This window comes from Pseudomonas sp. Marseille-Q8238, from assembly GCF_965111915.1.
Window position 1 is genome coordinate 1,447,053 of the sequence record NZ_CBCOPI010000001.1, and the last position, 14,349, is coordinate 1,461,401.

The 14,349-nt window shown below is 62.2% G+C and carries 11 protein-coding genes; 4 read left to right on the top strand and 7 right to left on the bottom strand.

The features are described from left to right. Window positions 1–2: 2 nt before the first annotated feature. Entirely contained in the window at window positions 3–1,949 is a 1,947-nt protein-coding gene (locus tag ACWPW0_RS06665) for a MacB family efflux pump subunit (RefSeq protein WP_447590288.1), read from the bottom strand. A 1-nt stretch (window position 1,950) separates the two neighbouring features. Next, on the bottom strand, window positions 1,951–3,153 hold the full coding sequence (locus ACWPW0_RS06670) for an efflux RND transporter periplasmic adaptor subunit (RefSeq protein ID WP_454254798.1): 1,203 nt from the start codon (window positions 3,151–3,153) through the stop codon (window positions 1,951–1,953). A gap of 313 nt (window positions 3,154–3,466) precedes the next feature. Between ACWPW0_RS06670 and ACWPW0_RS06675 the strand changes: the two genes are divergently transcribed. Further along, window positions 3,467–4,087, top strand: a complete 621-nt coding sequence (locus ACWPW0_RS06675) for a hypothetical protein (RefSeq protein WP_454254799.1) — start codon at window positions 3,467–3,469, stop codon at window positions 4,085–4,087. Between the two features lie 202 nt (window positions 4,088–4,289). Here the strand turns inward: ACWPW0_RS06675 and ACWPW0_RS06680 are convergent, their stop codons facing one another. Together ACWPW0_RS06680 and ACWPW0_RS06685 are read right to left on the bottom strand one after the other, a co-directional pair. Further along, window positions 4,290–4,943, bottom strand: a complete 654-nt coding sequence (locus ACWPW0_RS06680) for a 7-cyano-7-deazaguanine/7-aminomethyl-7-deazaguanine transporter (protein ID WP_454254800.1) — start codon at window positions 4,941–4,943, stop codon at window positions 4,290–4,292. 169 nt (window positions 4,944–5,112) lie between these two features. Then, complete coding sequence (locus tag ACWPW0_RS06685; protein ID WP_454254801.1) at window positions 5,113–5,769, bottom strand: DUF7338 family protein; 657 nt, start codon at window positions 5,767–5,769, stop codon at window positions 5,113–5,115. Between the two features lie 566 nt (window positions 5,770–6,335). On the opposite strand from ACWPW0_RS06685, the gene ACWPW0_RS06690 reads away from it, so the two are divergent. Continuing rightward, window positions 6,336–7,670 (top strand): DEAD/DEAH box helicase, encoded by a 1,335-nt coding sequence (locus tag ACWPW0_RS06690; protein WP_447590298.1) that lies wholly within the window; start codon window positions 6,336–6,338, stop codon window positions 7,668–7,670. 47 nt (window positions 7,671–7,717) lie between these two features. Here ACWPW0_RS06690 and ACWPW0_RS06695 read toward each other — a convergent pair whose 3' ends face one another. After that, window positions 7,718–8,695: a zinc-dependent alcohol dehydrogenase family protein gene (locus tag ACWPW0_RS06695; protein ID WP_454254802.1), complete on the bottom strand. Its 978-nt coding sequence runs from the start codon at window positions 8,693–8,695 to the stop codon at window positions 7,718–7,720. Window positions 8,696–8,805: 110 nt separating this feature from the next. After that, window positions 8,806–9,528: an rRNA pseudouridine synthase gene (locus ACWPW0_RS06700; RefSeq protein WP_454254803.1), complete on the bottom strand. Its 723-nt coding sequence runs from the start codon at window positions 9,526–9,528 to the stop codon at window positions 8,806–8,808. A gap of 148 nt (window positions 9,529–9,676) precedes the next feature. On the opposite strand from ACWPW0_RS06700, the gene ACWPW0_RS06705 reads away from it, so the two are divergent. Next, the gene (locus tag ACWPW0_RS06705; RefSeq protein WP_454256703.1) at window positions 9,677–10,804 is read left to right on the top strand and encodes a PQQ-dependent sugar dehydrogenase; all 1,128 of its coding nucleotides are present in this window, start codon (window positions 9,677–9,679) and stop codon (window positions 10,802–10,804) included. Window positions 10,805–10,966: 162 nt separating this feature from the next. Here ACWPW0_RS06705 and ACWPW0_RS06710 read toward each other — a convergent pair whose 3' ends face one another. Then, window positions 10,967–13,162 carry an LTA synthase family protein gene (locus ACWPW0_RS06710; protein WP_454254804.1) on the bottom strand — a complete coding sequence of 732 codons (2,196 nt, stop codon included), beginning with the start codon at window positions 13,160–13,162 and terminating at the stop codon, window positions 10,967–10,969. Window positions 13,163–13,508: 346 nt separating this feature from the next. On the opposite strand from ACWPW0_RS06710, the gene ACWPW0_RS06715 reads away from it, so the two are divergent. Next, window positions 13,509–14,345, top strand: a complete 837-nt coding sequence (locus ACWPW0_RS06715) for a CvfB family protein (RefSeq protein ID WP_454254805.1) — start codon at window positions 13,509–13,511, stop codon at window positions 14,343–14,345. The last annotated feature ends 4 nt before the right edge of the window (window positions 14,346–14,349 follow it).

Below are 14,349 nucleotides of genomic sequence, written 5' to 3' on the forward strand. Positions count from 1 at the left end.
TTCTATTCTCGGGAAAGGGCATCGACGGGGTCCAGGCGGGCGGCGTTGCGGGCCGGCAGGTAGCCGAACACCAGGCCGATGACCGTGGAGCAAAGGAACGCGGCGACGATGGAACCGGCGGAGAAGATCAGGTTGAACTCGCTGGTGAGACGGCTGAAGACCGCACCAAAAGCCAATGCCGAGAGCACGCCAAGCGCACCGCCGATCAGGCACACCAGCACCGCCTCGATTAGGAACTGGCGAAGGATGTCGCTCTGCCGCGCACCGACCGCCATGCGCACGCCGATCTCGCGGGTGCGCTCGGTAACCGACACCAGCATGATGTTCATCACGCCGATGCCGCCGACCAGCAGCGAGATCAGGGCGATGGCCGAGATCAGCAGGGTCATGGTCTGGCTGGTTTTCTCGATGGTCTGGCGGATGGTATCGGTGTTCATCACGAAGAAGTCCTGCACTCCGTGGCGACGCTTGAGCAGGCGGATAATGCCCTGCTCGGCGGCATCGCTGGAGACGCTGTCGTCGACCCGCACGGTGATACTTTCCAGGTACGACTGGCCGAGCATGCGGTTCATCACGGCCGTGTACGGCAGGTACACACGTAGCTGCTCGCTGCCACCGAAGTTGCTCTGGATCGGCTCGAGCACACCGACGATGCGTACCGGTACGTTGCCTAGCAAGATCACTTGGCCGAGCGCCCGTTTACCGGTGAACAGTTTCTTGTAGGTGTTGTTGTCGATCACCGCGCTCTGCGCCGACTCACGCACGGCCTTGGTGTCGAACGCGCGCCCCTGGGCGAAGGTATAGCCCTTGGCGCGGAAGAACTGCTCGCCGACGCCACTCATGGATACGGACAGGGCCTGCTCCCGGTAGCGCAGGGTGCCGGAGCTGGACACCGAGGGCGTGACACTATCGACGAAGTCCTGGCCGGCCAACGCCTCAGCATCGGCGGGTACCAGGGTCTGGATGCGTGCCGAGCGGCGGTCACCGAAGCCACTGCCGGGGTAGATGTCGATGGTGTTGGTGCCGATGGCACTGATGTTCTGCAGGATCTGCTGTTGCGAACCCTGACCGAGTGCCACCACCGAGACCACCGAGGCAATGCCGATGATGATGCCGAGCATGGTCAGAAAGGTGCGCAGCTTGTGCGACAGCATCGCCAGCAAGGCCATGCGAAAGGCTTCGCGGAACTGGCCGAAGCTGGCGCGCAGCGCATTGGCTCCGCGTGCGGGAGCTGGCTCGTCGAGGGCGCGCACCGCTTCATCACCGTCGCGCAGGCGGCGGTCGGCAATGATGCAGCCGTCGCTGATCTCGATCAGGCGGTCGGCTGTTTCCGCCACCTTCATGTCGTGGGTGACGATGATCACCGTATGCCCGGCGGCATGCAGCTCGCGCAGCAGCTTGAGCATCTCTTCGCCGCTGTGGCTGTCGAGGGCGCCGGTGGGTTCGTCGGCAAGAATCACCTGACCACCATTCATCAACGCCCGGGCGATGGACACGCGTTGCTGCTGGCCACCGGAAAGCTGGCTCGGCTTGTGGCCGAGGCGTTCGCCCAGGCCCAGGCGCTGCAACAGGGCCTCGGCGCGCTGGTGGCGGCTGGCGGCGTCCTTGCCGGCATAGATGGCAGGGATTTCCACATTGCCCACGGCGTCCAGATCGGCCAGCAGGTGGTAGCGCTGGAAGATGAAACCGAAGTATTCGCGGCGCAGCTCGGCCAGCTCATCAGGGATCAGGCTGCCGGTTTCGCGACCCGCGACCTTGTAGGTCCCGGCGCTGGGACGGTCGAGGCAGCCGAGGACGTTCATCAGGGTCGACTTGCCCGAGCCAGAGGCGCCGATGATGGCGACCATCTCGCCTTGCTCGATGCTCAGGTCGATGTCCTTGAGCACGGCGATGGTCTGTTCGCCCGCCGGGAATTCGCGGCGCAGGCCGCGCAGTTCGAGAAGTGCCATGTCAGAGCCTCATCGGCCCGCCGCGCATGCGCACGGTCGTGGAGGACCCCGCCGCGGCGTCACCCAGCACCACCTTGTCGCCGACCTGCAGGCCATCGAGCACCTGGGCGTTGATCGAGTTTTCCAGCCCGGTGCGGATATCCCGTGGTTCGACCTTGCCGCCTTTCAGCACCCGCACGGTGTAGCTGCCATCACGATTGGCGGTGCCAAGGGCGGAGACCGGCAGGCTCGGCACGCCCTTGGCGCTGTCGAGCACGATGTTCACTTCGGTGGTCATGGCGATGCGCAGCTTGCCATCCGGGTTCGGCACGTCGAACACGCCGATGTAATAGACGGCCGTATCGGTCGAGCTGCTGGTGGATGAGCTGCTGGTGCCGCTGTCGCTGGTGTTGATCGAGTCGGGAGCCGGTTCGATCATGCGCAGGGTGGCGTTGTAGCGCTTGCCCGGCTCGCCGAGGATGGTGAAGTACACCGGCAGGCCGGGCTTGAGGTTGACCACGTCGGCCTCGGAGATTTCCGCGCGCACGGTCATCTGATCGAGCTGGGCGACCTTGACGATGGTCGGTGCCGACTGCGCCGAGTTCACCGTCTGACCTTCCTTGACCACCACGCCGACCACGGTGCCATCGATGGGCGCGGTGATGCGCGTGTAGCCGAGGTCCACTTCGGCGGTGGAAACCTGGATCTGCGCCTGCTGGATCTGGGCGTCAAGGGCGGCGACCTGGGCCTTGGCGGTGGCCAGGTCGGCCTCGGCATTTTCGTAGTCTTCGCGAGAACTGGCGTTCTGCGCGAGCATCGCCTTCTGCCGGGCGAAGGCGAGCTGGACCTTCTTCAGCGTCGCAGCCTGTACCGCACGCTGAGCCCTGACATTGGCGAGAGAGGCCTTGGCGTTGGCCAGGTCGTTCTGGCGCGTCAGCGAGTCGATCTCGGCAATCGGGTCGCCCTGTTTGACCTGATCACCGAAATCGACATGCAACCGGGTGATCTGTCCGGAGACCTGAGCACCGACGCTGACCTGCTTGAAAGCCTCCAGCGTGCCGGTGGCGATGACGGTCTGCTCGATATCGGCTTTGCGCACCTCGGCCGTCAGCAGGCCCGTGTTGGCAGGCGCCGGGAGTACCCAGGTCTTGATGGCATAGGCACCGATGGCGAGGGCGATGACGGCGGGCAATAGGTAGCGGGGGCGAAATCTGGACATCGGCATGCACTGTGGCGAAGTGGGAGGGTGCCCACTATAGAGAGCGAGTTGCCGGTGTTGGGTAAGGGTGGGGTAAGAACTGTCAAGAATAGGTAAATCATGGGCTTACCGGGAATGGAGACGAATTTTTGCAACGATTAAGGGCAGAAATGACCGGGCGCCATTGTTCGCATCGCCTGCAACGGGCTGTGGTGTAGCCGCCAGGGCGGCCGCTCAGAAAAACGCATCACTGATGCAGGTTTTTCCCAACTCATTCGTCTTTAAAGATGAACGATGTATTTTCACCGGGCTTTTCGTAACCCCACAGAAAGGAATCCCCATGTTTTCATGTTCCTCCCGTCATGCCCTGGTGGCCGTGCTGGCGCTGGGTAGCGCGTCTTTGGCACAGGCCGATTACTTGTGGATCGAGCGTAGCGCCGACCAGCCGGGGAAGGCGTATCTCAGTGATTTCCAGCCAAGCGAACGCCTGAGCCTGTCCACGTTATTGGAGCCTCAGTTGCGCCTGGCTGGGGGCAAGTTTCAGACGCTGGCACCTTCGGGCGATGCCTATGGCGTGCCGCAAGTCGTGACTGGTGACCTGCGTCTACTGGCGAAGAAACCCGACGGTACGGCGCTGACCATCTACGAGGCACGTGAAGGGCGTAGCGAGACCAAGGCGCAGAACGACCTGGAACTGGTGCCCATCGAGTCAGGCGGCAATGTGTTCAAGCTGCATTGGAAAGGCACCGTGGTGTCGGCCTCGCAGGTCAACGTGCATACCTCGGCAGAATGGTCGCGCGTGCTCAAACCGGCAGCCGATGGCAGCGTGGCGCTGGATACGCCATTCCCCGGCCGTTATGTGCTGGAAGTTGCCGCGCAGATCAACGGCTCGGCGACAGTGGACGGCAAGCAGTACGACAGCGTGACCCATGTGGCGACGCTGTCGTTCGAGGTGAAGTAAGGGGCGCTAGTTGCTTTTGATTTGATCGTTCCCACGCTCCGCGTGGGAACGCACCCCAGGACGCTCCGCGTCCGCGACCGTGCGGCCTACTCCAAAAGCGCGGCGCAGAGCGCCACAGGCGGCATCCCCACGCAGAGCGTGGGAACGATCAGCGAAGGATGGCCAACCAGCTTGTGGTGACCATCCTTGGCTAAAGATCGCTTCAGGCTGCGGCCTTCTCCCGGCCCGCAAGCACGCGCAGGATGGCATTGAGCAGCACGCCGTACAGCGGCACGAACAGCAGCAGGCTGACGGCTAGCTTGACGCCGTAGTCGACGGTGGCGATCTCCACCCAGTGTTCGGCCATGAACGGGTCGCTGCTGTGCCAGAAGGCGACCGAAAAGAACACGAAAGTATCCACCAAGCTGCCGACGACTGTCGCCAGCGTCGGTGCGACCCACCACTGGCGCAGGCGGCGCAAGCGGTCGAAGACCTGGATATCGAGGAATTGCCCGACCGTATAGGCGAGGAAGCTGGCAATCGAGATACGCAGCACGATCTCGTTGAACTGGCCCAGCGCTTCCAGGCCATGGAAGACCCCTTCCTGGAACAGCACCGAGACCACATAGGACGCCAGCAGCGCAGGCAGCATGACCCGCGCGATGACCTGGCGCGCCTGATGTTTGCCGAGCAGGCGCACGGTGAGGTCGGTGGCGAGGAAGATGAACGGGAAACTGAACGCGCCCCAGGTGGTGTGCCAGCCGAACAGGATGATCGGTAACTGCACCAGGTAGTTGCTGGCGATGATGATCAGAATGTGGAATGCGATAAGCACAGCCAACGCCATGCGCTGGCGCGGCTCGGGGAGCAGAATCATGGTCGTGCCTTTTTGATGGATGGGGTTAGGGAACCCATGGCGTCCGGTATTGAACGACGGCGCGCATTCTACCGGCGTGGCGGTGAGCTTGAGTAGCTGTCTGACGGGAGGTGAGGTAATCCTCAGGAATATGCGGCCCTGCGGGCCGCTAGTCTATGTTTTGAAATGCTCAGGCAATGTTTTTCCAGGGGTTGACCTCAAAGGTCAGTCCCTTCCACTGGCGACTCGGATCGTTACTGTAATCTTCGGCCCAGTCGGATGGTTCGCCTTTGAAGCCAATCTGTACGACCAGTGCTCGTTTGCTGCTCCATGTTTTTACCCAGTACAGCCCGCTATAGCGCCTGCCGGTATTCCGATGGGTAGCCACCAAGAAGCGCCGGCCGCCTTGACCGACTCTATCCTTGACGACTTCATCGCCCCAGAACTCGAAATCGCATTCTGTAACGGGGCATCCCATCAATCGGGTGAATCGGGCATTGTTTGCTGGATTGCGGAATGCGAGCCAGATCAGCATCGAAAGCCAATGGTGGGCTCCCAGACCAAATGGGGCATTGGTGTGCCACCAGCCTCTTTTATCACCCACTGCACCGTCACGATCATTGCTCCACAACCAAGCCCATTGTGGCAGGGTCACCAACACCCAATCCCCATTGCTGGCTGTGAAAGGTTGTCGCGTTGATTCATCGGTGCGACGGAAGGGGAGAGCAAGAGGTACGACCACCAAGCCGAGTACAACGAGAAGCGCGCGCAAGGCCAAGAGGCCGGCGGTTTGTACCAGGGCGATCAAATAGCGGCGCCATGTTGGATTGGTAGCGTGCAGGGTCATTACAAGGTCTCCAGCTGGATGAGTGGGCTAATTCAATTTAAGAAACTGGCTGCTCGTCCTGTCATTGCGTGGATAGAGCCTGGTACCCAGCAGAGCGGCCGTATTGCCCCCCTGAAGGTTGAATACCATCGGAATACATTGGTTGTCAGGCGTGAGCGGCGGAAAGTAACAGTGGGAATAGTGTCCCGGAATTGACCGTATGGGTCGAGTTTGAGCGGCGCACCATCTTTGGGGATGGTGACGTATTGTCCAGGCTGTCAGGGTTTGGGTCTTCGTTTCGGGTATTGCGTAATTGTCGAAGTGTTCGGTGTCACGGATAGCGTAATCAGGAAGCTGGATAGATCGGCTGAGCCATTCTTAGGATTACCAACACAGGGCTAGTGAGATTGTGGCGTCGAGCTTCTACCGGGAGCATACGTATTGGTCATCACCTGGTGAGTGATCTCTGCTCCGGCCAGGCATCCTGGCTTGACGTTCGGATTGTTCTGCTATTGCCAATCGGGCTTTTGCCCGGCAGAACCGGTAACCTATGCAGCTGTTTTGCTGATTCTGTCGAGGTAAGCCCCGTGTTCTCCCAATTCGCCCTGCATGAACGCCTGCTCAAGGCCGTGACCGAGCTCAACTTCACCGAGCCGACTCCGGTGCAGCAGGCGGCGATTCCGCCGGCGCTGGAAGGGCACGACCTGCGGGTGGTGGCGCAGACTGGCAGCGGCAAGACCGCGGCTTTCCTCCTGCCGTTGCTCAATCGCCTGATCGGCGACGCCAAGCCGCGGGTGGAAATTCGTTCGCTGATCCTGCTGCCGACCCGTGAACTGGCGCAGCAGACGCTGAAGGAAGTCGAGCGCTTCTCGCAGTTCACCTTCATCAAGTCCGGGCTGGTCACCGGTGGCGAGGACTTCAAGGTCCAGGCCGCGTTGCTGCGCAAGCTGCCGGATGTGCTGATCGCCACGCCAGGGCGTCTGATCGAACACCTGAATGCCGGCACCTTGAGCCTCAAGGCGGTGCAGGTGCTGATCCTCGACGAAGCGGACCGCATGCTCGACATGGGGTTCGCCGAAGACCTCGAACGCCTCACCCAGGAATGTGCCAATCGCCAGCAGACCCTGCTGTTCTCCGCCACCAGCGGCGGCGCGGGCCTGCGCGACGTGGTTGGCAAGGTGTTGCGTAACCCGGTGCACCTGAAGCTCAACAGCGTCAGCGAGCTGAACGAGAAAACCCGCCAGCAGATCATCACGGCCGACGATCCGGTGCACAAAGAGCGCCTGGTGCAGTGGCTGCTGACCCACGAGACCTATCAGAAGGCGATCATCTTCACCAATACCCGAGCCCAGGCCGACCGCTTGTATGGGCATCTGGTGGCAGACGAGTTCAAGGTGTTCGTACTGCACGGCGAGAAGGATCAGAAGGACCGCAAGCTGGCCATCGAGCGTCTGCGCCAGGGTGGCACCAAGATTCTCGTCGCGACCGACGTGGCCGCGCGTGGCCTGGACGTGGAAGGCCTGGACCTGGTCATCAACTTCGACATGCCGCGTTCCGGTGACGAGTACGTGCACCGCATCGGGCGTACTGGCCGTGCCGGTGGTGAAGGGTTGGCGATCTCGCTCATCTGCCACAACGACTGGAACCTGATGTCGAGTATCGAGCGCTACCTGAAGCAGCATTTCGAGCGCCGCGTCATCAAGGAGCTCAAGGGCAGCTACCAGGGGCCGAAGAACGTCAAGGCGTCGGGTAAGGCCGCGGGTGTGAAGAAGAAAAAGGTGGTCGGCAAGGATGGCAAGAAAGCCACTGCCAAGGCCGCACCGAAGCGCAAGCCAACCGCTCGGCCGAACAACGCGCCCTCAGCGGTGGTGAGCCAGGACGGCATGGCGCCGCTCAAGCGCAAGAAGCCGACTGCCGAGTGACTGACATGCAGGAGCCCGCCCAGGCTCCTGCATCACTGCCTGCCCGGTCAGGGCACCAGCACGATCTTGCCGTCACGCTCACCACTGGCGGCTGCGGCCACGGCTTCCTTGATCTGCGTGATGTTGTAGGTCGCGCCGATGCGGGCTTTCAGGCGGCCAGCAGCAATCAGTTGGATCAACTCACCAAACACGCGGAACTGATCGGCCTGGCTGGCGGTGCGGAACCACTTGGCCAGCCAGAAGCCGCGCATGGTGATGTCGCGGAAGACGAACGCGCTGGGCGTGATCTGGCAGGGCTGGCCACTCATGCGGCCGTAGTTGACCAGCACGCCGCCGTCGCTCAGGCAGTTGGCCAGGTGCTCGGTGCCGGTACCGGCCACGGCGTCGATGGCCAGCAGGATCGGGGCGCTCCCGGTCGCTTCGCGCACGCGCTTGTGCAGATCGGGGCCATCCACCAATACCACGTCGCCCCCTTCGGCACGCACGGCTTCGGCGGCTGATTCGCGGCGTACCACGTTGACGGTCTTGAAACCGCGGATCTTCGCCAACTGAATCAGGTAGCTGCCGACGCCGGAGTTGGCGGCGTTCTGGATTACCCAGTCCCCCGGCTTGAGGTCGACGAATTCGCTGAGCAGCAGGGAGGCGGTCGGCGGGTTGACGGTGAGCATGGCCAGTTGCTGTGGGTCGGCATCCGGCAGCGGGATCAGCTTGTCGACATCGGCGATCAGGTGAGTGACCCAGGTACCGCTACCGACCGGCAGCAGCACATTCTGGCCGACCTTGAGTTTGCTGACGCCTTCGCCCAGCTCCTCGACCCGGCCGACACCTTCATTGCCGCCAATCGCCGGCAGCGGCGGCAGCATGCCGTATTCCCCGGTCAGAGTGAGAACATCGGAGGGGTTGATCGGTGCAGCCAGAACCTTGATCAGCACCTGGCCGGCTTGCAGCACCGGCAGGGTCAGGTCGACAGCTTCGATGACGTCCTGCGGCACCGGGCCGCGACGCTGGTATTCGGCTTTGAGCATGTCAGTTCTCCATGGGCAGTAAGGTCATGGAGTCTAGCCCGGTCCGACCGGTTGCGGAGTAATTGCTTGGCATACGTCCGAGTGATGGGCCCTCGTGCTTTCCTTTCGACTCAGAAGCGCTCGTGCTGGGTCAGGTACCGCCACTGGCCGACCGGCAGCTTGGCCATGGCCAGCCGGCCGATACGCAGGCGGCGGATGCTGACGACCTGCAGGCCGACGCTTTCGCACATGAAGCGCAACTGCCCCGGCTGCACGGCCTTGAGGGCAAAGCGCAGGCGGGTCTCGTTCTGCCAACTGACCTTGCACGGCGGCAGGATGGTGCCCTTGTAGCCGAGGCCATGGGCGATACGCTTGAGGCCGTGTTCGATGATCTGGCCGCTGACTTCGACCAGGTATTCGTGTTCGAGCGTCTGTCCGTCGTCCTTGAACAGGCGAATCATGCTGCGTCCCTGGCTGAAGACCACCAGGCCGCTGGAATCGGTTTCCAGCGGGGTGAGCATGTCGAGGCGCTGGAAGTGGCGTTGCAATGGACGGATACCACTGGCGTCGTCACTGGCGCGGTTGGCCAGGGTCAGCAGTTGCATCGCTGAGTTGGCGCCCAGGCCGCAGCCGATGCCGGCCGGCTTGTGCAGCAGGATGGTCACCGGCGGCAGGGTTTGCGCGACCGCGCCGGGCAGCAGTTCGATCTTTTCGTCACGTACCTTGTGTTGCGGTTCCTCGATCACCTTGCCGTCGACGGTGACCCAGCCACCCTCGATGTACAGCTCCGACTCCCGCCGCGAACAGGGCAGCAGTTGTGTCAGGCGTTTGGACAGGCGTTCGGCTTCGCTCATGGTCGGTCGTCACAAAATGAAATGATCGGCGATTGTACCCGTACAGCCGAGTATCGCGGGATTGCGCTACAAGATTGTCTGACGTCGAACGGCACGCGCGATGAGCGTGTGCATGAACCGCAAGGAGAATTTCATGAGCCATGATCGAATGCGTGCCGGGCTGTGTGGCCTGTTGTTGAGCTTGCCCTTGCTGGCCCACGCGAGTGAGGAGCCCAGCGAGCTGGGGGCGCTGCAGGTGGAGCAGGTGGTGGACGGGCTGGAGAATCCGTGGGGCGTGGCGTTCCTGCCGGAGGGGCAGGGTAGTCTGATCACCGAACGGCCCGGGCGCTTGCGCTGGCTGAGCGGGGAGGGGCAATTGTCTGCCGCGATAAAGGGTGTCCCGGCCGTGTTCGCCCGCAGTCAGGGCGGGCTGCTCGATGTGCAGCTGTCTCCGGATTTTGCCAAGGATCGCCTGGTCTACCTGAGCTATGCCGAGGCGGATGCCGACGGCGACAAGGCGGGAACCGCCGTCGGCCGTGGCCGCTTGAGCGAGGACAAGAGCAGGCTGGAGGACTTTCAGGTGATCTTCCGCCAGCAACCCAAGCTTTCCACGGGGCAACACTTCGGTTCGCGCCTGATTTTCGACCGCAGTGGACACCTGTTCATTACCTTGGGCGAAAACGGCCAACGTGCCGCCTCACAGGATCTGGACAAGCTGCAGGGCAAGCTGGTGCGGGTCTTCCCCGATGGCAGCATCCCGCCAGACAACCCATTCGTGGGCAAGGACGAGGCGCGTGGCGAAATCTACTCCTACGGTCATCGCAACGTGCAGGGCGCGGCGATCAATCCACAGAGTGGCCAGCTGTGGCTGCATGAGCATGGCCCACGGGGTGGTGACGAGATCAACATTCCCCAGCCCGGCAAGAACTATGGCTGGCCACTGGCGACCCACGGCATCAACTACAGCATGCTGCCGATTCCCGAGGCCAAGGGCGAAACCGTGCCGGGCACCGAAGCACCTCACCATGTGTGGAAGAAGTCGCCGGGCGTGAGTGGCATGGCGTTCTATTCCGCCGAGCGTTTTCCCGCCTGGCAGAAGAGCCTGTTCGTCGGTGCCCTGGCGGACCAGTCCTTGATCCGTCTGCAGCTCGAGGGTGACAAGGTGGTACACGAGGAACGCTTGCTGACGAAGCAGGGCTGGCGCATCCGCGATGTGCGCCAGGGGCCGGACGGCTACCTGTATGTGCTGACCGACGAGCGCAATGGCAAATTGCTGCGCCTGGGGCTCAAGCCCTGACGGTCTGCTGGCAGCGTCCAGGTTTGGCCGTGTCAGCCATGAAAGGTCGGTTCGACAGGGCTTCCGTGGGATCGGCCCATGGCCGCGAGGTCGTGAGGCGCGCTGGATGTTCGGGCCCGCGCCTGCACACCTGGAACAGGAGAAGCCGCCGGTACTTGTGGGTTACGGCAGCAACGTTTCCCCGCTCTCGTCGGTCTGGGTCGCAACCAGCTCCAGGGGTAGCGGCTCGGTGATCACGCTGAAGTCGCTGATGCGGATACTGCCCCGCCCCTTGCCGGTCAGGTGGAAGGAGAATGCCTTGCGGGTTTCGAGGTTGTCGAAGTCGAAGCTCAGCTCGATGCTCTGCCCACGTTTCAGGGCTGGCAACTCGGGAATAGCCAGCGTCACGTCGCGATCGAACTCCTTGGTTTTCAGGTGCAGCACGGCGCCCTGGTGATCCATGCGCAGGGCATCGATCTTCAGGGTCACGCGGGTTCGGGTGCCCTTGGGCATTTCCAGGTACTGCGCGCCGATCAGGTTGTCGGCCCAGTCATTGCTGTCGTCCGTTTTGAGGTCGATGCGTTCGCGGTTGGCGAACTGATAGCGCTGGCCGATCTGGCCGCCGCTGATCGATTGGTCGAGCAAGTCCGCTTTCTGGCTGACCAGACGTGCCTGCTTGCCGCTGATGCGGCCAATGTAAGGCGCGCTGTCGGCGATGAAACCGGTGCTGCTGTAGCGTCGGCAGACCTGCTGGAAGTTGCACTCGGTGAGAACCTTGCCGTCATGCTGGCGCAGCAAGCCGTTGGTGTAGGAGATGATCTGGCGTGGCGTGCTGTAGTCGCGAAACAGTGAGCGACCGCTGATGTTGTCCGGCACGGGCAGGGCAAAGTAGTCGAGCACCGAGGCCGCCAGGTCAACATGCCCGTAAACGCCGGTCTTGATGCCGGGTAGCGCGGCTTGATCCGGCGCCAGGACCAGGTTGAACCCCCAGGCCGAGGCCAGGCGGACATTCTCGATGCCGTGGGATTCGTCGGAGGTGAGGATAACCAGGGTGTCTTTCAAAGCACCCTGTTTCTCCAGGCCGGCAAGGAAGTCGGCGATGGCATCGTCCAGGTAGCTGATTGCTGCCAGCTTGGGGCTTGAATAGCGCTCGAGGTAGTCGCGTGGCGCGGAGTAGGGCTGGTGGGTGCCGACCGTGAGCAGGGTCAGCATCCACGGTTGTTTCTTCTGGCGCAGCTGCTTCACGTAGCCGAGCGCGCCTTCAAAATACGCCTTGTCGTCCATGCCCCAGGGGAATTCCACATAGGGTTTGTTGCGGAACCATTCGCGGCCATGGGTTTGCTGGAAACCCATGTGCGGCATGATCTGGTCCTTGGCCATGAAACGCAGCCCGGCACCCTGCAGAAAGTGCGTGCTGAACCCCTGCGAGCGCAGTTGCGCGGGCAGGCATTGCTCGTTACGGGTCTGGTTGTTGAGCAGCTCGACACCCTTGGGCGTGCCCGAGTTGAGCTTGTCGTAGTCGCCGCACAGCATCGCGTACAGGCCGCGAATGGTCTGGTGGGCGTGCAGTACGTAGTCGGGTGTGGACATGCTGCGTTCGGCCCACTGGCTCAGGCGCGGCATCAGGTCTTCGTCATAGCTGCTGTGCAGCGCTTCGCGGTTACCGGCGATATAGGCGCCGGGAATGCCTTCCATCGCGATGATCAACACGTTGCGCGCCTTGCCTCCATTGGCCAGCAGGGACGTGCCGTCGAGGTCGAGCTGTGCCAGGCCGCGAATGTCCGGCGGGGTTGCGGTATCACCGTCCAGCCAGTTCTCCAGGGTCAGTTGCGCCGCGTTGCTGCTTTCGGCCAACAGCTTGTGCGGCAGGTTGAACTGCTTCCACTGGTCTGCCTCGCTGGGCGCAAGGTATTGGTCGGTGGCATGGGCGAGCAGCAGTACCACGGGCAGGGCGTAGCTGTAGCGCGGCAGTGCTCGCCAGCGCCGGCGTCCGGTCAGCAGGCAGGCCAATGTGCCAATACCCAGGCCTGCTGCAAGCAACGGATAGGTAATGCCGGCGCCGCTGGTCGAGTGGCTGAGAAATTGCGGGTCGGTCAGGTATTTCAGGTCGCCCGGCTCCGGCAGGCGGCCAACGGCTGTTACCAGTTCCGCGCTGCCCAGTAGCATCACGGCCCATGCCAGCATCAGCGGGATGGCCAGCCACGGCCGGCGATAGCTGAGCAGCACCAGCAGACTGCCGATGGCGAGGTCGGAGAGATAACCGGAAACATCGGACCAGCCAAGCCCGTAACGGCTGGCCATGGGCAATGCGATGAACAACAGGCTGAGCGCAGCAAGCGATGCGACAGGGGACAACGACCAGCGAGTGGAGCTGCGCACAGGAACTCCTGAGATCAGGCAGTGAGAATCCATGTAACTAGGTTCTGTACGAAAAGTCGCCGAGCGAAGGTCAGGCAAGGCAAAAAGCGGTGAGGAAGCGGAATTTACGAGTAGTAAATGAGCATTCCGAATCGATTTTTAACGATGCATCACCGAGCGCAGGCACTTTTCGTACAGAACCTAAGACTGGGTGGGAGAGCCGGGGTCGCGGCTTGTCATGATTCTGAAACAAGGATGTGCAAGGCGCCAGCACTGAATGGCTGCAGGTTGTAACGCATGCGTCGTCGCGGCAGCGGCAAACGGCGGCAACGGGTAGAATGGCAACCTTGCAGACAAGGTGGTGAACATGGCTCTGATCGGGCGCTACAACTCATTGCAGGTGGTCAAGGAGACCGACTTCGGTCTTTATCTGGACGGCGATGCCGACGGCGAGATCCTCCTGCCCAATCGTTACGTGCCCAAGGGCGAACCCCACGAGATCGGTGATTGGCTGAACGTATTCGTTTACCTGGACAGCGAAGACCGGGTGATCGCCACCACGGAAAAGCCCAAGGTCCAGGTGGGCGGCTTCGCCAGCCTCAAGGTCGTCGAAATCAACCGGATCGGCCTGTTCCTCGACTGGGGCCTACCCAAGGATCTGCTGCTGCCGCATTCGGAAGAGAAGCGTCCGTTGCAGGTGGGCGATTACTGCGTGGTCCACGTGTACCTGGATAAACGCACCAAACGCATCACTGCCACCGCACGCCTGGATCGCTACCTGGACAAGATGCCACCACGCTATGCCGTGGGGCAGGCCGTAGACCTGCTGGTGGTGGAGAAAACCGACATGGGCTTCAAGGCCATTATCAATGGCCAGCATTGGGGGCTGATCCACAAGAACGAAGTGTTCAAGTTCCTGCGCAATGGCATGCAGGAGAAAGGCTTCATCAAGGAGCTGCGTGCCGACGGCAAGATCAGCCTCAGCCTGCAACCGGTTGGCCAGGAAGCAACAGGCAGCCTGGGCGAGCAGATCCTGGCTCGCCTGCGCGAGCAGGGCGGCAGCCTGGCACTCAGCGACAAGAGCCCGCCCGAAGTCATCGCCCAGGCCTTTGGCGTCAGCAAGGGCACGTTCAAGAAGGCCATCGGCGGGTTGTTCAAACAGGGCAAGATCGTCATTCACGACGACCGTATCGAGCTGGTGTGAGGTC